General features: G+C 29.4%; 18 protein-coding genes. 14 read left to right on the top strand and 4 right to left on the bottom strand.

The window, feature by feature from the left end; all coding sequences use genetic code 11:
* Nucleotides 1-40: 40 nt before the first annotated feature.
* Nucleotides 41-835 (bottom strand): tRNA 2-thiocytidine(32) synthetase TtcA, encoded by a 795-nt coding sequence (gene ttcA / locus KV700_RS01705; protein WP_166384739.1) that lies wholly within the window; start codon nucleotides 833-835, stop codon nucleotides 41-43.
* A 337-nt stretch (nucleotides 836-1,172) separates the two neighbouring features.
* Here ttcA and hisG point away from each other — a divergent pair, with 337 nt between their 5' ends.
* The 9 genes from hisG to hisIE all read left to right on the top strand — a co-directional run bounded on the left by hisG (nucleotide 1,173) and on the right by hisIE (nucleotide 9,478).
* Nucleotides 1,173-2,030, top strand: coding sequence for an ATP phosphoribosyltransferase (hisG, locus tag KV700_RS01710; protein ID WP_166384741.1), 858 nt, complete (start codon nucleotides 1,173-1,175; stop codon nucleotides 2,028-2,030).
* 242 nt (nucleotides 2,031-2,272) lie between these two features.
* Nucleotides 2,273-3,556 carry a histidinol dehydrogenase gene (gene hisD / locus KV700_RS01715; RefSeq protein ID WP_218598860.1) on the top strand — a complete coding sequence of 428 codons (1,284 nt, stop codon included), beginning with the start codon at nucleotides 2,273-2,275 and terminating at the stop codon, nucleotides 3,554-3,556.
* A gap of 89 nt (nucleotides 3,557-3,645) precedes the next feature.
* Entirely contained in the window at nucleotides 3,646-4,701 is a 1,056-nt protein-coding gene (gene hisC, locus KV700_RS01720; RefSeq protein WP_218599799.1) for a histidinol-phosphate transaminase, read from the top strand.
* A 69-nt stretch (nucleotides 4,702-4,770) separates the two neighbouring features.
* The gene (gene hisB, locus KV700_RS01725) at nucleotides 4,771-5,907 is read left to right on the top strand and encodes a bifunctional histidinol-phosphatase/imidazoleglycerol-phosphate dehydratase HisB (RefSeq protein WP_218598862.1); all 1,137 of its coding nucleotides are present in this window, start codon (nucleotides 4,771-4,773) and stop codon (nucleotides 5,905-5,907) included.
* A gap of 54 nt (nucleotides 5,908-5,961) precedes the next feature.
* Nucleotides 5,962-6,543 carry an imidazole glycerol phosphate synthase subunit HisH gene (gene hisH, locus KV700_RS01730; protein ID WP_218598863.1) on the top strand — a complete coding sequence of 194 codons (582 nt, stop codon included), beginning with the start codon at nucleotides 5,962-5,964 and terminating at the stop codon, nucleotides 6,541-6,543.
* Between the two features lie 12 nt (nucleotides 6,544-6,555).
* Nucleotides 6,556-6,936 (top strand): RidA family protein, encoded by a 381-nt coding sequence (locus KV700_RS01735; protein WP_166384749.1) that lies wholly within the window; start codon nucleotides 6,556-6,558, stop codon nucleotides 6,934-6,936.
* A 60-nt stretch (nucleotides 6,937-6,996) separates the two neighbouring features.
* Nucleotides 6,997-7,734, top strand: coding sequence for a 1-(5-phosphoribosyl)-5-[(5-phosphoribosylamino)methylideneamino]imidazole-4-carboxamide isomerase (gene hisA / locus KV700_RS01740; protein ID WP_166384751.1), 738 nt, complete (start codon nucleotides 6,997-6,999; stop codon nucleotides 7,732-7,734).
* Between the two features lie 135 nt (nucleotides 7,735-7,869).
* Complete coding sequence (gene hisF, locus KV700_RS01745) at nucleotides 7,870-8,625, top strand: imidazole glycerol phosphate synthase subunit HisF (RefSeq protein WP_218598865.1); 756 nt, start codon at nucleotides 7,870-7,872, stop codon at nucleotides 8,623-8,625.
* Nucleotides 8,626-8,878: 253 nt separating this feature from the next.
* Nucleotides 8,879-9,478, top strand: coding sequence for a bifunctional phosphoribosyl-AMP cyclohydrolase/phosphoribosyl-ATP diphosphatase HisIE (hisIE, locus tag KV700_RS01750; RefSeq protein WP_166385038.1), 600 nt, complete (start codon nucleotides 8,879-8,881; stop codon nucleotides 9,476-9,478).
* A gap of 2 nt (nucleotides 9,479-9,480) precedes the next feature.
* On the opposite strand, the gene KV700_RS01755 is transcribed toward hisIE, so the two are convergent.
* On the bottom strand, nucleotides 9,481-10,977 hold the full coding sequence (locus KV700_RS01755) for a hypothetical protein (protein ID WP_166384755.1): 1,497 nt from the start codon (nucleotides 10,975-10,977) through the stop codon (nucleotides 9,481-9,483).
* A 150-nt stretch (nucleotides 10,978-11,127) separates the two neighbouring features.
* Between KV700_RS01755 and yiaA the strand changes: the two genes are divergently transcribed.
* The 5 genes from yiaA (at nucleotide 11,128) to KV700_RS01780 (ending at nucleotide 16,319) form a co-directional block, all read left to right on the top strand.
* Nucleotides 11,128-11,616 carry an inner membrane protein YiaA gene (yiaA, locus tag KV700_RS01760; protein WP_218598866.1) on the top strand — a complete coding sequence of 163 codons (489 nt, stop codon included), beginning with the start codon at nucleotides 11,128-11,130 and terminating at the stop codon, nucleotides 11,614-11,616.
* A gap of 152 nt (nucleotides 11,617-11,768) precedes the next feature.
* Entirely contained in the window at nucleotides 11,769-12,689 is a 921-nt protein-coding gene (locus KV700_RS01765) for an EamA family transporter (protein WP_218598868.1), read from the top strand.
* A 363-nt stretch (nucleotides 12,690-13,052) separates the two neighbouring features.
* Complete coding sequence (locus KV700_RS01770; protein WP_254712953.1) at nucleotides 13,053-14,951, top strand: VWA domain-containing protein; 1,899 nt, start codon at nucleotides 13,053-13,055, stop codon at nucleotides 14,949-14,951.
* A gap of 20 nt (nucleotides 14,952-14,971) precedes the next feature.
* Nucleotides 14,972-15,361 carry an acyl-CoA thioesterase gene (locus KV700_RS01775; RefSeq protein WP_166384761.1) on the top strand — a complete coding sequence of 130 codons (390 nt, stop codon included), beginning with the start codon at nucleotides 14,972-14,974 and terminating at the stop codon, nucleotides 15,359-15,361.
* Nucleotides 15,362-15,488: 127 nt separating this feature from the next.
* Complete coding sequence (locus KV700_RS01780; RefSeq protein WP_166384763.1) at nucleotides 15,489-16,319, top strand: prohibitin family protein; 831 nt, start codon at nucleotides 15,489-15,491, stop codon at nucleotides 16,317-16,319.
* Nucleotides 16,320-16,992: 673 nt separating this feature from the next.
* Here KV700_RS01780 and KV700_RS01785 read toward each other — a convergent pair.
* Together KV700_RS01785 and KV700_RS01790 are read right to left on the bottom strand one after the other, a co-directional pair.
* Nucleotides 16,993-17,796, bottom strand: a complete 804-nt coding sequence (locus tag KV700_RS01785; RefSeq protein ID WP_166384765.1) for a carboxypeptidase-like regulatory domain-containing protein — start codon at nucleotides 17,794-17,796, stop codon at nucleotides 16,993-16,995.
* Nucleotides 17,797-18,436: 640 nt separating this feature from the next.
* The gene (locus KV700_RS01790) at nucleotides 18,437-19,015 is read right to left on the bottom strand and encodes a Maf family nucleotide pyrophosphatase (protein WP_218598870.1); all 579 of its coding nucleotides are present in this window, start codon (nucleotides 19,013-19,015) and stop codon (nucleotides 18,437-18,439) included.
* Nucleotides 19,016-19,023 lie beyond the last annotated feature (8 nt).

The raw sequence follows: 19,023 nt of genomic DNA on the forward strand, positions 1-19,023 counted from the left end.
ATGTTTTTATAATTTTAAGAAAGAATTAAAATCAGAACTACTAGACCAAAGAAGCCTCATTTATTTTACTATCTAGATTATCAAAATCATACAAGTTTTTATCTAAAAGATGAGAAGGAGATACATTTTGTAAAGCATTCATCATAATAGCATTTCTATTAGGAAACGCTGTTTCCCAATCCGTAATCATTTGTTTTACATTCTGGCGCTGTAAGTTTTCTTGCGAGCCACATAAATTACAAGGTATAATAGGAAAGTTCATAAAGTTGGCATATTCTTCAATATCACTTTCTTTACAAAAAGCAAGAGGTCTTAATACCACTAAGTCACCTGCATCATTTTTAAATTTAGGCGGCATGGTTTCCATTTTTCCAGCAAAAAAGAAGTTCAAGAAAAATGTTTCTAGAATATCATTTCTATGGTGTCCTAAAGCCAATTTATTACAGCCTAAATCTTTGGCGGCTTCATATAGCGTTCCTCTACGTAAACGTGAACATAAACTACAGGTAGTTTTACCTTCTGGAGTTTTGTCCATTACAATTTTATAAGTGTTTTTTTCTATAATTTTATAATCAACCCCTAAGTTATGTAAATAGGTAGGGAGTACTTCTACAGGAAAACCAGGTTGTTTTTGATCTAAATTTACGGCAACAATATTAAAAGAAATTGGCGCTACTTTCTGGAAATATAGTAACATATTTAGCATTGCATAACTATCTTTTCCTCCAGAAAGGCAAACCATTATTTTATCTCCTTCAGCAATCATAGTAAATTGCTGTATTGCTTCTGCAACAGCGCGCTGTAGTTTTTTTGTTACCTGTTTTATGTTTTCCATGGCTGCAAAAATAGTAGTTTGTTCTTAAAAGCTAAGAGAGATTTATAAATAAAAAAATATAAATTTTAAACAAATATTAATATTTTGATTAATATTTAATTTTAATAACTTTTTTTATATGTTTATTAGTGTAATTAAAAATAAAATTTTGATATTTGCATAGAAATAAACAAGACATGACTTTTATTCAAAACCATCATCATCATTTTTACAATTGCAGTCAAGCGATTTAAAAGTGTATTGAATAAAATCAAGATATTTATAAACCCGTTTGAGCGAATCAAACGGGTTTTTTTAATTTTAAACCGTATTTGCTCAGGCATCAAACAAAACAAAAATGAGTAATTTAAGAATTGCAGTACAGAAATCAGGAAGATTAAATGAAGATTCAATGAGTATCTTAAAAGATATCGGAATCTCAATAGACAACGGAAAAGATCAATTAAAAGCATCCGCAAGAAATTTTCCTGTAGAAGTTTTTTATCTTAGAAATGGAGATATTCCGCAGTATTTAAGAGATGGAGTTGTAGATGCTGCTATTATAGGCGAAAATGTTTTAATAGAAAAAGGAAACGATTTAGACTTTATAGAGCGTTTAGGTTTTTCTAAATGTAAAGTTTCTATAGCAGTGCCAAAAGAATCTAAAGCGAATTCATTAAAAGATTTAGACGGAAAAAGAATTGCTACATCTTATCCAGAAACGGTTAAAAAATATTTAAAAGAGTATAATATAGAGGCACAGTTGCACATTATTAACGGTTCTGTAGAAATTGCACCAAATATTGGTTTAGCAGACGGAATTTGTGATATCGTTTCTAGTGGAAGCACACTATTTAAAAACGGATTAAAAGAGATTGAAGTTCTTTTAAAATCGGAAGCAGTTTTAGCTGTTTCACCATTAATTTCAGATGAAAGAATGGCCATTTTAGAGAAAATTCAATTCAGAATTCAGTCTGTTTTAAAAGGTAGAGACTCTAAATACGTGTTGCTAAATGCACCTAACGATAAATTAGATGACATTTTAAATTTATTACCAGGTATGAGAAGTCCTACTGTTTTGCCATTGGCACAAAAAGGATGGAGTTCTGTACACACAGTAATTAGCAAGAATGAATTTTGGGAAATTATAGAGGAGTTAAAAGCTAATGGTGCAGAAGGTATTTTAGTTTGCCCTATCGAAAAAATGGTGCTTTAATTAGCCCGCTACTCCTGCAAGGTTTTCAGAACCTTGTAGGTGTTGATTTATTATTATTATTAGGGCGTTTTAACGGGCTTTACACTATATCTTTTTGTGAAAAACAAAAAGGATGCCGTTTCAATCCCTAACGCAAATTGCAAGTTTGCAAACATTCTGCAAGGTTTAAAAACTTTGTTCGTATAAATTAAAAAGTAAAATACCTACAAGGTTTTAGAAACCTTGCAGGAGAAATTTAAAACATGAATACAATTATAAACCCATCCAGAAAAGAGTGGTCTCAAATTTTAGAGAGACCTACAAAAACGGTTGATGATATAGAAGGAGTTGTAAATGAAGTTTTTGCTGATATCAAAGAAAACGGAGATGCAGCTGTAAAGAAATACACCGCAAAATTTGATGGTGTTTCTTTAGAAAATACAATTGTTTCGTTAGATGAAATAGAAGAAGCAATTTCATTAGTTTCTAATGAGTTAAAAGACGCTATTATTCTTGCAAAAGAAAATATAACCAAATTTCATACTGCTCAAAAAACAGAAAAAGTATTTGTAGAAACGGCAAACGGGGTTTCATGTTGGCAAGAAAAAAGACCAATTACTAAAGTTGGTTTGTATATTCCTGGAGGAACAGCACCTTTGTTTTCTACGGTTTTGATGTTGGCAATTCCTGCACAAATTGCAGGTTGTAAAGAAATAGTGTTATGTTCTCCTCCAAATAAAGAAGGTAAAATTCATCCGGCTATTTTGTATGCTGCAAATTTATGCGGAGTTACAAAAATTATAAAAGTTGGCGGAATTCAAGCTATTGCAGGATATACGTTTGGAACAGAAACCATTCCGCAAGTTTATAAAATATTTGGCCCAGGAAATCAGTATGTAACCGTTGCAAAGCAATTGTCTACAAAACATGGTGTTGCCATAGATATGCCTGCAGGTCCAAGTGAATTGTTAGTGGTTGCAGACGATTCTGCAAACGCAAGTTATGTGGCTTCAGATTTATTAAGTCAAGCAGAACATGGTGCTGATAGTCAAGTTATTTTGGTATCAACATCAAAAGAAATGATTGCTGAGGTTGCCAAAGAAATAGAAACTCAGTTAGCTAAATTAACGAGAGCAGAAATAGCTCAGAAAGCGATCAATAATTCGAAATCTATTTTTGTAGAGAATGATGAAATCGCTTTAGAGTTGATTAATCAGTATGGTCCAGAACACTTTATTGTTTGTACAAATAATAATGATTTTTATGTAGATAATATAGAAAATGCAGGTTCTGTTTTTATTGGTAATTACACACCAGAAAGTGCGGGAGATTATGCATCTGGAACCAACCATACATTACCAACAAACGGATTTTCTAAATCGTATTCTGGTGTAAACTTAGATAGTTTTACAAAAAGTATTACGTTTCAGAAAATATCTAAAGAAGGTATTAAAACAATAGGAAAATCTATTGAGTTAATGGCAGCAGCAGAAGGTTTAGATGCACATAAAAATGCAGTTTCAATTCGTTTAAAAGATTTAAAATAATTAGTAAGCTTGTCATTCTGAACTTGTTTCAGAATCTCAAAACATAAATAGTTAGATGCTGAAATAAATTAAGCATGACAAAAAATAAAATGAAAACAGACTTTAACATCAACAACTTAGTTAGAGAAAATATAAAATCTCTAAAGCCATATTCATCTGCAAGAGATGAGTATAAAGACGTTAATACAACAGAAATGATTTTCTTAGACGCTAATGAAAATCCTTTTGAAAACGGTGTAAATAGATATCCAGATCCGCAACAAAACAATGTAAAAGATTTATTGTCTGGTATAAAAGGAGTTTCTAAAGAAAACATTCTTTTAGGAAACGGAAGTGATGAGGTTTTAGATTTAATATTTAGAGCTTTTTGTGAGCCTAATAGAGACAATGTAATCACCTTGCCACCTACATACGGAATGTATTCTGTGTTGGCAAATATTAATGCCATCGAAAATAGAGAGGTATTATTAAATGATGATTTTCAGCCACAAGTTAGTAAGATTTTAAAAGAAGCAGATGTAAATAGTAAAGTTTTGTTTTTGTGTTCTCCAAACAACCCAACAGGAAATAGTTTTTCGGTAGCATCAGTGAAAGAATTATTAATGAAATTTAAAGGTTTGGTGGTTATTGATGAAGCCTATATAGATTTTTCTGAACATAAAAGTTGGTTAGAAAAGTTAGAAGAGTTTCCTAATTTAATAATTACACAAACATTATCTAAAGCTTTTGGTTTAGCCGGAATTCGTTTAGGAGTTTGTTATGCATCCAAAGAAATTATTAAAATTTTAAACAACATTAAGCCGCCTTATAACGTAAATGAATTAAGCCAGCAAAGAGCCGTTGTTAGATTGCAGAAAATGGATGAAGTTGAAAACGAAATTTCGCAGTTGATAAGTGAAAGAAAACGACTTAAAAAAGAGCTAGAAAAATGTGAAACTTATATTAAAAAAGTATATCCATCAGACGGTAATTTTTTGTTGTTAAAAGTAGATGATGCTAATAAACGTTACCAGCAATTAATAGAGTATGGCGTTGTAATTAGAAATAGAACAACACAACCTTTATGTGAAAATACTTTACGTATAAGTGTTGGAATTTGTGAAGAAAATCAAAGATTATTAAGAGCTTTAAAAGCGATAAAATAAATAAAACTGTTGGTTACTCGCCTTTAGCATTTCGCTAAACGCTAAAAGCCAAGAGCCAAAAGCTACAGTATGAAAAAAGTATTATTTATAGATAGAGACGGAACCTTAGTATTAGAGCCTCCAGTAGATTATCAATTAGATAGTTTAGAAAAATTAGAGTTTTATCCGAAGGTTTTTCGTTATATGGCAAGAATTGCCGAAGAATTAGATTTTGAGTTGGTTATGGTAACCAACCAAGATGGTTTGGGTACAGAATCTTTTCCGGAAGATACTTTTTGGCCAGCACAAAATAAAGTAATGTCTGCCTTTGAAAAAGAAGGTGTTGTTTTTACTGAAGTTCATATAGATAAAACGTTTCCGCATGAAAATGCTGAAACAAGAAAACCAAGAACAGGTTTGTTAACCAAGTATTTTTCTGAAGAATATGATTTGGCAAACTCTTTTGTTTTAGGTGATAGAATTACCGATATGGAATTGGCTAAAAACTTGGGAGCAAAAGGAATCTTTTTATCTGAAGACCCAGAATTAGGTGCAGATGAAGTAGAAACTTCTAAGCAAGAAATTTTAGATTGTATTGCTTTAACTTCTACAGATTGGAAATCTATTTACGAGTTTTTAAAATTAAAAGATAGAGTTTCTGAAATAACAAGAAATACCAATGAAACCAAGATTTACATCAAATTAAATTTAGATGGTTCTGGTAAAAATGATATTTCTACAGGTGTTAAGTTTTTCGATCATATGTTAGATCAAATTGGTCGTCATGGAGCAATGGATTTAACCGTAAAAGTTGATGGAGATTTAGAGGTAGATGAACACCACACCATAGAAGATACAATGATTGCTTTGGGAGAATTATTCAACAAAGCACTAGGAAATAAATTAGGTATTGAGCGTTACGGATTCTGTTTGCCAATGGACGATTGTTTGGCACAAGCAGCGGTAGATTTTGGCGGAAGACCTTGGTTGGTTTGGGAAGCTGATTTTAAACGTGAAATGATTGGTGATATGCCAACAGAAATGTTTTTACATTTGTTTAAATCGTTTACAGATGGCGCAAGATGTAACTTAAATATTAAGGCAGAAGGCGCAAACGAGCATCATAAAATTGAAGGGATTTTTAAAGCTTTTGCTAAAGCGATGAAAATGGCGGTTAAAAGAGATGCCAACAAAATGTTTTTACCATCAACAAAAGGTGTGTTATAAAATTGCTTTTAGCTGTTAGCCATTTGCTAATAGCCAAAAGCTAAAAGCTAAAGAATGAAATTAGTCATTATAGATTACGGAGCAGGAAACATAAAAAGTATTCAGTTTGCGTTTAAGAGATTAGGAATTGATGCTATTTTGTCAAATAATATTGATAAAATTAGAGCTGCTGATAAAATAATTTTTCCAGGAGTTGGTGAAGCTAGTTCTGCCATGAAAATGTTGCAAGAAAGTGGATTGGATAAAGTAATTCCGACTTTAACACAACCTGTTTTAGGAATTTGTTTAGGAATGCAATTAATGTGTAATTCATCTGAAGAAGGAAATACAAAAGGATTGGGTATTTTTGATGTGGCGATAAAGAAGTTTTCGAAAGCAGTAAAAGTTCCACAAATGGGTTGGAACGTTATTTATAATTTAAAATCTGATTTATTTACAGGAATTAAAGAGAAAGAATTTATGTATTTAGTGCATAGCTTTTACGCAGAAAATTGTGAAGAAGCAATTGCAACTACAGATTACGAATTTGAATATGCATCAGCATTAAAAAAAGATAACTTTTATGGAACACAGTTCCACCCAGAAAAAAGTGGTATAGCAGGAAGTAAGATTTTACAAAACTTCTTAAATTTATAAAATAGAATTAATATGGCAAGAAAATTAATAAGTTCGGGTTCTCCTTTTGAGGATGAAATGGGGTATTCTAGAGCAGTAGTAGAAGGAGATTGGGTTTTTGTATCAGGAACAACAGGTTTTAATTATGAAAATATGACAATTGCCGATGATGTTGTAAACCAAACTGAGCAGTGTTTTAAAAATATAAAAGCTGTTTTAGAGCAAGCAGGTTCTGGTTTAGATAAAATAGTACGTGTTACTTATATATTACCAACTGCGTCTGATTTTAATTCAATATTACCAGTTTTAAAAAAATATATGGGAGATGTAAAGCCAGCAGCTACCGTTTTTTCTGCAGCGTTAATTGATGAAAAAATGAAAATTGAAATTCAGGTTACTGCTTTGAATAAGTAATTACTTTGAGACCTGTCAGGTTTTTAAAACCTGACAGGTCTTATATAAGATAAAAAAAATATGAGAATTATTCCAGCCATAGATATTATTGACGGAAAATGTGTTCGTTTAACAAAAGGCGATTACAGCACCAAGAAAATTTATAATGAGAGTCCATTAGAGGTTGCCAAAGAATTTGAAGCTGCAGGAATCGAATATTTACATGTAGTAGATTTAGATGGTGCAAAAGCAAGTCAAATTATCAATCATAAAGTATTAGAGCAAATTGCTTCTAAAACCAATTTAAAGATTGATTTTGGTGGTGGTTTAAAGTCTGATAAAGATTTAGAAATTGCTTTTAATTCTGGAGCTAATCAAATTACTGGTGGAAGTATTGCTGTAAAAAATAATGAAATTTTTGAAAGCTGGATTGAAAAATATGGTTCAGAAAAAATTATTTTAGGTGCCGATTTTTATCCTGATACAACAGGAGGGAAGATTGCAACGAATGGTTGGCAAGAAGAAAGTTCTTTAGAATTGATACCTTTTATTGCTAATTATCAGCAAAAAGGTATTCAGTATATTATATGTACAGATATTTCTAAAGATGGTATGTTACAAGGACCAAGTTTTGATATTTATAATCAGATTTTATCCGAAGTAAAAAATGTAAAACTAATTGCTTCTGGAGGAATATCTGCTTTTGATGAATTGCCAAAATTAGCAGAAAATGGTTGTGAAGGTGTTATAATAGGAAAAGCGATTTATGAAAATAAAATTAGCTTAAAACAGTTGGAACAATTTATATTAAATAATTAAATGTCAGTTCGAGGGCAGTCGAAAATTATTAAAAACCTTTCGACTGCGCTCAAGGAGACATATTTTAAATAGCAATTAGCTTTTAGCAGTTCGCAATTCGCGAAAAGCCAAAAGCGAAAAGCCAAAAGTGAAAAAATGTTAACAAAAAGAATAATACCTTGCTTAGATATTAAAAACGGAAGAACTGTAAAAGGTGTTAATTTCGTAAATTTAATAGATGCAGGAGATCCTGTGGTTTTAGCAAAACAATATGCAGATTTAGGTGCAGACGAATTGGTTTTTTTAGATATTTCTGCAACTTTAGAAGGTAGAAAAACCATGATAGAAATGGTGCATCAAGTGGCAGAACAAGTAAATATTCCGTTTACAGTTGGTGGTGGAATTTCTTCTGTAGAAAATGTAAATGAGTTGTTAAAATGGGGAGCAGATAAGGTTTCTATCAATTCATCTGCAGTAAAAAGACCAGATTTAGTAAACGAATTAGCAGAAAAATTTGGAAGTCAGTGTGTAGTGGTTGCAATTGATGCAAAACAAATTGATGGAGAATGGATTGTCCATTTGGCTGGAGGAACAATACCTACAGAATTGAATTTATTTGAGTGGGCAAAAGAGGTTGAAAATCGTGGAGCAGGAGAAATTTTATTTACTTCTATGAATCATGATGGTACAAAAGCAGGTTTTGCAAATGAAGCTTTGGCGCATTTATCTGAGTTACTGAATATTCCAATTATAGCTTCTGGAGGAGCGGGAACTATTCAGCATTTTGTTGATACATTTAAAGAAGGGAAAGCAGATGCTGCTTTGGCTGCAAGTGTTTTTCATTTTGGAGAAATTCCTATTTTGGAGTTGAAAGAAGAATTGAAAAAACAAAATATACCAGTTAGAATATAAAAAATAAAGAATGTCATTCCGAAGAAAAAGGAATTTCATAATTGATAATAAACAAAAAGTTCTCGATATAATTTCGATAGAAAATTGAAATCACTTGAACTGGCAGAAATTAACGGAAATAAAAATGTCATTCCGAATGTTATTGAAATCAAAATATATTTTGATTGAAATTAAATAGAGAAGCTAATAAGGAGGAGTCTAAATCTCTGAAAAGGTTCATTTAGAAATGACAAGACAGTATAAAAATAATATTATGAATATCGATTTTAGTAAAAACAACGACGGCTTAGTACCCGCAATCATTCAAGATGCAACCACAAAAAATGTATTGATGTTGGGGTATATGAATGAAGAAGCATTTGCAAAAACACAAGAAACTAAATTAGTAACTTTTTTTTCTAGAACTAAAAATAGACTTTGGACCAAAGGAGAAGAAAGCGGAAATGTATTGAATTTAGTGGATATAAAACTAGATTGTGATAATGATACATTATTAGTTTCTGTAAATCCAAATGGACCAACCTGTCATAAAGGATCAGCTACTTGTTGGGGAGAAGAAAATAAACAAAACTATGGTTTCTTTTCTACGTTAGAAGATGTAATTGCAGAAAGAGTAGCTAATAAAGATACAGAGAAATCTTACGTTGCGAGTTTATTTGCAAAAGGAATTAATAAAGTTGCACAGAAAGTGGGTGAGGAGGCAGTGGAAACTGTTATTGAGGCAATGGATAATAACGACGAGTTGTTTTTGTATGAATCTGGAGATTTAATGTTTCATTATTTAATGTTGTTGCAAGCAAAAGGATTTACTTTAAAAGACATTGAAAAGGAATTAAAAGGAAGACGTAAATAAGTTTATCCATTTATCAAATTTAACGTGACCAAATAAATATCTTGTTTGGTCATTTTTGCTTTTAGCCATGCAAAGAAACTTATCATAAAAATATCTTCTTCTTCATTGTTAATCCAACTAAAAGAAGTTTCTACTTTATCTTTAAATTCAATTGTTGTAGCCACCTCTGGGTTTTTGTAATAGATTTCTACTAACTTTAAATAGGTAATTACTTTTTCTTGGTTTATTGCTGTTAGATTAGAGAAATAGTTTCTTTTAAAGCTTTTTAACCTAGAATCTACCAAATCTATATTACCCAAATCTATTAGTAATAAAATTTCAATTAAGTTTTTTTTAATAGTCCAAACAATTCCGGCTTTTTCAATATACCATTTATCTGTATGGTAAAATTTAGATACTATTTTCTGAGCTTTCTTTAAGGATTTATGCTGATAATAAAATACGATTAAAGAAAGAGAGAAGTCTAATTGAGCAACAATATCTGTGTTTTTTTTATCAATATAAGGTTCTATTAAAGCAATAGCTTGTTCTTGTTTATTTGTATAATTTAAGTTTAAAGCATGTAGCAAGTTGTACTTAGGAATAAAATCATTATAATATTTTTTCTTTTCCGCATTCATATAGAAGAGCATCAGTTTTAAATATTTTTGAGATTCATTAAACTTCTTGCTTCTAAAAAGTACATTCGCAATTAAATACAACACCTCTAAGTGATAATTGAGTTGTTTGTCTTTTGATGTATGATTTTGAATAACTTGATATGTTTCTATAATAAATTCTTCAATATGATAATAATCAAATTTTTGAGCAGAAGAAATGCTGGTGATTTGAATAATCTGATACAAGGATTTGAAGGATAAAGAATTGGAAATTGTGATGTTTTGTTCTTTTAAAGCAACATCTATCAATTTTTTAATGTCAATTTTAGATTTATTTTGATGGTAATTGGCTAATGAGGTTCTAATTTTAGCGTAGGCAATATTCAGATTGTCTTCTAAAATAAGTCGATTTTGGTTTTCTTTAAAATCTACAATTAATGTATCTAAATTTAAGTCCGAATTTAAATGAGCATATTGAATTTTAGTATGGTATACTTCATTTAAAAGTGCAAATAATTGGTATTCAGTTGCCGTTATAATAGTTTTATCTAAAATTTGATACCCCACTTTTAGTAGCCCTTTTTTGAGAAAATATCGTGCAGAAAGAATGTTTTTTATCAAAAGAATATCAATGGAATTTTCTTCTTTCATGCTTGTGTTTGCTGTAAAATCTATAAGAGATTGAAATAACCGTTTTCTAAGGGCATGTAAAGCTATTTTATTCTGTTTTCCGTACAATTTGTCAGAAATTTCTTTAGACGATAAGTTATCTTTTAACAAAAGCGTTACTAATTGACAGTTTTTAGCATCCTTTCTCTTATTCTTTTTATCAAGATAAGTAAGGAAATCTTGTTGTTGTTCCTTTGTAAAAGTACTTAATACTTCTTTTAAATTTATCATTATATCGTCAGTAAATGTCTTGTAAATATACTTAAATAATGTTTTATTATTAATTTTTGATGCTTTTTATCGTCAGTAATTATTAAAAATTGAATTCTCAGAACTTTAAAAGAGTTGCAAATTTGTATCATAATTATTAAACTAAATATTATGAATTATCAAACAACATCTTCAATTAATGAAGAAACTAAAAAAGAAAGTAAAAAGAAAAAAGTAAAGAATGAGTTAAACTCAAAACCAACGTCTGCTTATGTTGGGGCTTCTTGGGGAGCTTTAATGATTGGTTTGGTTTCTTACTGTATTGGTTTATGGAATGCCGCGATGGAATTGAATGAAAAAGGATTTTATTTTGCTATTCTTTTAATGGGTATTTACGCTGTAATTTCTCTACAAAAAGCGGTAAGGGATAAAGCAGAAGAGATTAAAGTAAGTGAAATGTATTACGGAATAAGTTGGGTTGTAGTTCTTGCAGCAATATTGTTATTAATTATAGGGCTTAGAAATGCTGATTTACTTTTAAGTGAAAAAGGGTTTTACGGAATTTCATTTCTGCTAAGTCTATTTGGGGCAATTACTGTACAGAAAAATACCAGAGATATAGATTTTATCAATAATAAATTAACATACGAGAAAAGTTAGTTTAGTAATGGTTTGAGATAACCAAAACCTCACAAGTTTATGCTTGTGAGGTTTAAATAGTTGTAGTAAGTTAAAATAAATGCAAAATAGGTTAATCAGTAATTTTATTTATAGCTATTCTATATTTACCTTTGAGTAATAAATTACTTCTTTTGAAAAAATCAAAAATATTAATAGTCTTAGCGTTTTTTACAATTTATATTGTTTGGGGTTCTACTTATTTATTTAATAAGATTGCAGTAACCGCTTTACCTCCTTTTTTTATGGCTTCAATCCGTTTTTTAGGTGCAGGAGTTTTAATTATGATGATTTCTAAAATATTGAAATTAGATCTTAGAATTACTAAAAAGCAATTGATTAACTGTTGTATCTCTGGCTTTTTTTTCTTGGTGTATGGAAACGGCGTTTTTGTTTGGGCACTTGTTTATTTAGATAGTGGTTTTGCAGCTTTGTTAGCATCTACACAGCCATTATTTGTATTAATATTATTACGATTAATAGATAGAAAACCGATGCAAAAACAATCTGTAATTGGTGTTGCTTTGGGTATTTTAGGAATGTATTTGTTGGTAAGTCAACAATCTATAACCGCTTCTGAGGGTAGTTTACTCGGTATATTTATGATTTTAACCTGTGTGTTAAGTTGGAGTTATGGAGGTGTGTTTGTTTCTAAAGCAGATTTACCTAAAAACTTCTTTATTACTACAGGATATCAAACCTTGTTTGCAGGCTTAGTTTTGTTAATTATGAGCTTCAGTTTTAATGAAACTATGATTTCACCTTTCAATTGGTCTCAAGAAGTACAATTATCTATGGTTATGTTAGTTGTTTTTGGAAGTATTATTGCATTTACAGCCTTTAATTATTTGCTGAAATTAGTATCTACAGAAAAAGTTGCTACTTCTGCTTATGTAAATCCTATTATAGCAATGCTTTTAGGATGGTATTTTTTAGATGAAAAATTTACTAATCAATCTATTCTAGCATCTATTGTTTTATTAACAGGTGTCTATTTTATTACTTCTAGAAAAAGGATTGCAAAGGTAGATGCAGAAGAAGTCATAAAACCATAAATATGTAAAAAATGAAAACTCTTTTTATTTCGTATTTCTAATTTAGTTATTGTCTTACCATTTTAAGAAGCTCTCTTGTTGTTTTAATCCTTTATTAGTCTTTTTTATTCATAGATTTATTAGACTAAGAAATTATAAAATGTTTTGTATCCTATTACGTATAACTCAAGTATCATAATAATTAAGATTCGTTTTTACATAGTTCTTTATATATTTTTACATAAATAAAAATCATTGCAAACAATTACAATTACATATCTCATTTTAGCTTTGTTACTGAGTCTTTCAGTAGCTTATTTTCAGTACTTTTTTAAAGAAAAAAATAAGGCTAAAATTAATGTTGTACTATTTTTTTTAAAAGCATTGAGTCTTTTTTTGTTACTTTCACTGCTGATAAACCCAATAATAAAAAAAACAGAACTAGAAAACACAAAGCCTGTTTTGTCTGTTTTAGTAGATGCCTCTAAATCTATTTCGTTTTTTAAGGAAACGAAGAACATAGCAACATTTTTATCTGAAATTAAAAAGGATAAAAGTATTAATGAGAAATTTGATATTAATAGCTTTAGTTTCGGAAGTGATATAAAGCCATTAGACTCACTTTCTTTTAAAGAGAATGAAACCAATGTGTCTAAAGCAATAACGGCTGCAAATGATTTGTATGAGGATAAAATTGCGCCGATAATCCTACTATCAGACGGAAACCAAACGATTGGTAATGATTATGAATTTATCAATTCTAAGCAAAAGATATATCCCATTGTTTTTGGTGATACGATTCAGTATCAAGATTTAAAAATAAGTCAGTTAAACGTTAATAAATATAGCTATATAAAAAATAAATTCCCGGTAGAAGTATTCTTGAATTATGAAGGAAAGGAAAATGTAACTTCTCAGTTTTCGATTTATAAAGATGGAAAAACTGTTTTTACTAAAAAAATACAATTCTCAGCAACGAATAATGTTCAAACAATTTCAACAAATATAACTTCAAGTAAAGAAGGTCTTCAATATTACACAGCATCAATTAATAAGATAGAAGGAGAGAAAAACACAAAGAATAATAGCAAAAGTTTCTCTGTAGAAGTAATCGATGAACAAACAAAAGTATTGATTTTAACTTCAGTTTTACATCCGGATTTAGGTGTTTTAAAAAAATCAATAGAAAGTAATAAACAACGTTCAGTAGATGTTTTTTTAATTGATGAATTTAAACTCAATATCAATGATTATCAGTTAGTTATTTTTAATCAACCGAACAATAAGTTTAATAAGGTTTTAAATGAGGTTAAATCGAATAATAGCAACTGTTTTTTAATCTCTGGAGTAAATACAGATTGGAATTTTATCAACAAACAACAATTAGGATTCAAGAAAAATGCGCTGAATCAAACAGAAAATTATGGTGCCTCTTTTAGTGATTCTTTTTTAACTTTTTCTCAAAAAGATATTGGTTTTAATCAATTTCCGCCGCTTAAAGATCAATTTGGAGAAGTTGACATTTCTAAAGAACATCAAATATTATTGTATCAAAATATAAATGGATTAGAAACCAAGCAACCTTTATTGATAACTTTAGAAGATAATAATCAGAAATCTAGTGTTTTGTTTGGAGAGGGGTTATGGAAATGGAGAGCGGCTAGTTTTTTAAACTCAAATTCCTTTCAAGATTTTGATGCTTTTATTGGGAATTTAGTTCAGTATTTAGCATCAAATAAGAAACGAAATCGCTTAGAGGTAAATGCAGAAAGTTTGTATCCTGCCAATTCGGTTATTAAAATATCCGCATTTTATACAGACAAAAATTATCTGTTTGATGCTAGAGCTACATTAGAGATAACCGTTACTAATATGGCAACAAAAGAGGTTGTAAGAAATCCATTTTCATTAATAAATAACGCTTATCAAACGGAAATTGAAAACCTCATTGCTGGAGATTATAATTATAAAGTTTCTGTAAACGGACAAAATATACATGCCTACGGTAAGTTTAAAATTACAGATTACCAAATAGAAGAACAGTTTACCAATGCAAACGCTAAAAAACTTCAAAAACTGGCAAATAATACAGCAGGAAAGCTTTATTTTAAAGATGAAGTAAACAAATTAAAGAAGGCCCTTTTAGCTGATAAATCTTATTATACAACACAAAAATCAATAATTAAAGAAGAAAATTTAATAGACTGGAAATGGGTTTTATTTATTGTTATAAGCTTGTTATCTATAGAATGGTTTATTAGAAAATATTACGGTAAAATTTAAAAATAAAAATAGAATTAAATATGAGATTTCACACAAGAAAATGGGTAAAACCAGAGGATTTGAACCCAAACGGAACTTTGTTTGGAGGTAGATTATTACAATTTATTGATGAAGAAGTAGCTATTTATGCAATTATTCAATTAGAACACACAAAAACGGTTACAAAATATATGTCTGAAATAGATTTTGTAAGCTCTGCAAGACAAGGAGATATTATAGAAATAGGTATTGATGTTTTAAAGTTTGGAAATTCTTCTCTTACTTTAACGTGCAGTGTTAGAAATAAATTAACAAGAAAAACCATTATTGAGGTAGAGAAAATTGTTATGGTTTGTTTAGATGAAAATGGGAACCCTAAAAAGCATGGAAAAACGGAGATTGAATACGTAAGAGATCGATTAGTAGATTAGATTTAAGATTCATTTTTTATCTTAACAAATGTTAATTGTTAACCATCTTTAAGCGAATATATAGTTTATATATATTGTGTTTCACAAAGTTAAATTGTAAATTTGTAGTTAATCAAAATTTATAAGTATGGCGAATAATCAAGTAGATCTAAAGTTTCCTAAGGGAGGTGTTTTTTTTATCATTTTAGCGGTAGTATTAATCATTTTATTTTCTAAATCTACAGTAACTATTGGGCCTGGAGAAGGAGGTGTTGTTTTTGAAGCTTTAGGAGATGGTATTAATACAGATAAAACCTACGGAGAGGGTTTTCAGATTGTTGCACCTTGGAATCGTATGATTGTAAGAAAGGTTCGTCAGCAGTCTATATCTACTGAAATGAATGTACTTTCTGTAAATGGATTAGAGGTTAAGGTAAACGGTACAATTTGGTATGAGCCTGAATTCTCTAATTTAGGAATGTTGATAAAAACAAAAGGAGAAGAATATGAACGTGAGTTGCTAGATCCAGCAATTAATGCGGCAGCAAGAAGTGTTGTTGGGCGTTACACTCCAGAGCAATTATATTCTAGTAAAAGAGATGTAATTGAACAAGAAATTTTAGATGAAATTAAAATAGTTTTAAAAGAGCAATTTTTACTTGTAAAAAGAGTTTTGGTAGAAGATGTAAAATTACCAACTACTATTAGAACTGCAATTGAAACGAAGTTAAAGCAAGAGCAAGAATCTTTAGAATATGAATTTAGATTAGCAAAAGCGAAGAAAGAAGCAGAGAGACAAAAAATTGATGCAGAAGGTAAAGCAGTTGCAAATAAAATTTTAAGTGCATCTTTAACTGATAAAATTTTACAAGAAAAAGGAATCGGTGCTACTTTAGAGTTGGCTAAATCACCAAACAGTAAAGTGATTGTTATTGGTTCTGGTAAAGATGGTTTACCTATTATTTTAGGAAATCAGTAAAAAGATAATTTCCGCTAACTCGGGAGGTAAAATTAATAAGAGAAATTTTTTCTCAATGAAAATCCAGCGAAATCTGGATTTTTTTTGTGCCTATTTTTAGAAATTTATAGTTCTGTTAAGGTAGTTTTAGGTTATATCTAAAGTATCTTTTGCTATCTTATAAACGCAGGTAATTGTGTAAAGCTATTGTTTATTTTACAATGGTTATTGGTTTTACCTAGCTCTATGTTTTTTTAGTTCTGGCTATAATCAAAAATAAGTTAATACGTATTGTAAAATTCATTTGAAATTACAGAGAAGAGTTATAAAGGCTATAAAAGAAATTTAAAAGGTGTTTTTAAAGAGGTTAAAAAAGTGTGATATAAAGTAAGAATGTCATTGTATTATAGTTTGTTTTTAGTAGTTGATTAGAGTTGGAAGCAATATTGTTTTTGGCTCTTTCTAGCTTTAGCAACTTGTGTTTAATTAATAGTATCTAGCACAAAATTTAACTTCTAAGCTTTGTGTTTTCTAATTATCTTGCAAGTTATTTTTAAGAAAGGTAGGGATTTAAGAAAATATGTTTAAATAAATTAATTGAAGAATAGAAGTTTAGAAAAGATTTTATAAATAAAAAACCTTGAGGGTTTAGCCTCAAGGTTATAATAATATTATTGTTTTTAGGTATAAGAAATTAATTCTTTACGGGAATTTTATCACGTTCAATTTTACCATTTTTAATTGCTTTGTAGTTTTCATAACAATCCAATACAGCTTCAATCATCTGTAAATCAGAAGCTTTTTTAATAAAATATTCAGAGTAGTTACAGTCCGTAAGTAGTTCTGTAAGTTCTTGCCTGTCCATTTGCAAATACTCCATCATTACTTCTCTATCAAACTTACCAGCCAGCATTTTACGTAAATCATCCTCTTTTTTAAGTTTCTGTAATTTTTTTAATTGTTTCGGTTTGCTTCCAAAGAGATTGTATAAATAATCTACAGGTTGAAATAATGCTGCAATTGGTGATGAGAAGTCTTTTCCTTTAGGTTTACCAACTTCGTAGGTTTGTGGAAGACCATTAATTTTAATTCTTGTAAATCGATCTTTAGGTACTAGTTTTACATCAATTTCTAAAACCCCTATTAATTGGGTAGATTTTATAACAACTTCTCTAATTTCTTCTGGTTTTTCATACAAAGCAATTAGCAACTCGTTACCTTTTAATAAATCGTTTGTAATTTTTAATTTTATCGATTCATACCCTAAGTAAGAAACTAAAATAGTGTCATTAGCTTTTGTAGGAATTTCAAAAAAACCTCTATCATCTGTAATTGTACCTACTACGGTATTAAGATTTAGGATGTGAGATGCGCTTAAAGCTTTTTTAGTTTCGGCATGAATAATTTGACCTTTTAAGGTTTTAATACGAAGGGTATCGTTCTGAGAGAATGTGCTTAAGGAAGCTAATAAGCACAAAAAATATAGTAGTCTTTGCATATTGCAATAATAGGAATAATTGCTTTTAGAAAGGTTAATTTTTTGCAAAACCCTGCTGTTTTTTTACTGTTGATTTAATATAAAAGTGATTTGTTACTAATTAATACATAAAATAAGCAAATTAAGAAGAAAATGCAATAACTTATAGATTTGTGTTTTGGTAAATAATTGATAGACCGCGAAAGGAGATTTTAGACAATGAAAAGAATGAATTTTAAGACACTATAATCGATTCGTATCTATTTTCTTTGTTAGTTTGTACTTTTAAATAGTAGGTACAAGTAATGGTTATGTTGATTGTTAATCAAAAAAATAAGCTCTTTATTTAAAAAGAGCTTATTTTTTATTTAATATATGTTTATTTCTATTTATCTATAACGTCTTTTTAAATTCCAAAGAGTTGAATTTGTGTTACTTAAATTTTGTGTTGGTCCTACAACTTTACTTTTTACTTTTTGATTACTTGTTTTCATAATTGCTTTATTTGCGGGTGCAAAATTACAAAGGTTATAATCTTATAAAAACATTAGAATTAATGAATATGTATGGTATGTTAACTTTAAGTTAAATAATTGAAAGTTTTAGGGTAATCTACTGTTTTTTAGTGAAATAAATTGCTGTTTTACTGTTTTCAATTGCTTTAGAGATTCATTAATTCTGTGTATAATTTCTGTACAGGTAAACCTACAACGTTAAAATAACTACCTTCTAAATTGTCTATAGCTATAAAACCAATCCATTCTTGTATGCCATACGCACCAGCTTTGTCATAAGGTTTGTAGTTTTTAATATAATAATTTATTTCGTCGTCAGACAGCTCTTTAAAAGAAACTACAGTAATGTCGTTTATAATTTTTTGAAAACGTTTACTCTTTATACTTATAGAGGTAATTACTTGGTGTTTTTTACCAGATAATGCTCTTAACATAGCAAATGCATCTGCTTCATCTTTTGGTTTCCCTAATGCTATACCTTCTAACCAAACAATAGTGTCTGAAGTAATTAATATGTCTTTTTCTGATAAATTTAAAAAAGCTTTCGATTTTAAATCGGCTAAAAAATCTGTAATGGCTGTTGCTTTTAATTCAGGCGGATAAATCTCTTCAACTTCTTTTAATTGAATTGTAAAATCGATATCTAAATCTTTAAAGAACTGTTGTCTTCTTGGAGATTTAGAAGCTAATATTACGTTGTATTCTTTTAATTTTTCTCTTAACATATATTTTT

The organism is Polaribacter sp. NJDZ03 (assembly GCF_019263805.1).
Taxonomy (GTDB): domain Bacteria; phylum Bacteroidota; class Bacteroidia; order Flavobacteriales; family Flavobacteriaceae; genus Polaribacter.

What these genes read in the sequence shown, in the direction of transcription:
- KV700_RS01775 (WP_166384761.1), top strand. Translation starts at nt 14,972, where the DNA reads ATGAGATTTCACACAAGAAAATGGGTAAAACCAGAGGATTTGAACCCA.
- hisD (WP_218598860.1), top strand. Translation starts at nt 2,273, where the DNA reads ATGAATACAATTATAAACCCATCCAGAAAAGAGTGGTCTCAAATTTTA.
- hisC (WP_218599799.1), top strand. Translation starts at nt 3,646, where the DNA reads ATGAAAACAGACTTTAACATCAACAACTTAGTTAGAGAAAATATAAAA.
- hisH (WP_218598863.1), top strand. Translation starts at nt 5,962, where the DNA reads ATGAAATTAGTCATTATAGATTACGGAGCAGGAAACATAAAAAGTATT.
- hisB (WP_218598862.1), top strand. Translation starts at nt 4,771, where the DNA reads ATGAAAAAAGTATTATTTATAGATAGAGACGGAACCTTAGTATTAGAG.
- KV700_RS01780 (WP_166384763.1), top strand. Translation starts at nt 15,489, where the DNA reads ATGGCGAATAATCAAGTAGATCTAAAGTTTCCTAAGGGAGGTGTTTTT.
- KV700_RS01735 (WP_166384749.1), top strand. Translation starts at nt 6,556, where the DNA reads ATGGCAAGAAAATTAATAAGTTCGGGTTCTCCTTTTGAGGATGAAATG.
- hisA (WP_166384751.1), top strand. Translation starts at nt 6,997, where the DNA reads ATGAGAATTATTCCAGCCATAGATATTATTGACGGAAAATGTGTTCGT.
- KV700_RS01790 (WP_218598870.1), bottom strand. Translation starts at nt 19,015, where the DNA reads ATGTTAAGAGAAAAATTAAAAGAATACAACGTAATATTAGCTTCTAAA.
- ttcA (WP_166384739.1), bottom strand. Translation starts at nt 835, where the DNA reads ATGGAAAACATAAAACAGGTAACAAAAAAACTACAGCGCGCTGTTGCA.
- KV700_RS01785 (WP_166384765.1), bottom strand. Translation starts at nt 17,796, where the DNA reads ATGCAAAGACTACTATATTTTTTGTGCTTATTAGCTTCCTTAAGCACA.
- KV700_RS01755 (WP_166384755.1), bottom strand. Translation starts at nt 10,977, where the DNA reads ATGATAAATTTAAAAGAAGTATTAAGTACTTTTACAAAGGAACAACAA.
- hisIE (WP_166385038.1), top strand. Translation starts at nt 8,879, where the DNA reads ATGAATATCGATTTTAGTAAAAACAACGACGGCTTAGTACCCGCAATC.
- hisG (WP_166384741.1), top strand. Translation starts at nt 1,173, where the DNA reads ATGAGTAATTTAAGAATTGCAGTACAGAAATCAGGAAGATTAAATGAA.
- hisF (WP_218598865.1), top strand. Translation starts at nt 7,870, where the DNA reads ATGTTAACAAAAAGAATAATACCTTGCTTAGATATTAAAAACGGAAGA.
- yiaA (WP_218598866.1), top strand. Translation starts at nt 11,128, where the DNA reads ATGAATTATCAAACAACATCTTCAATTAATGAAGAAACTAAAAAAGAA.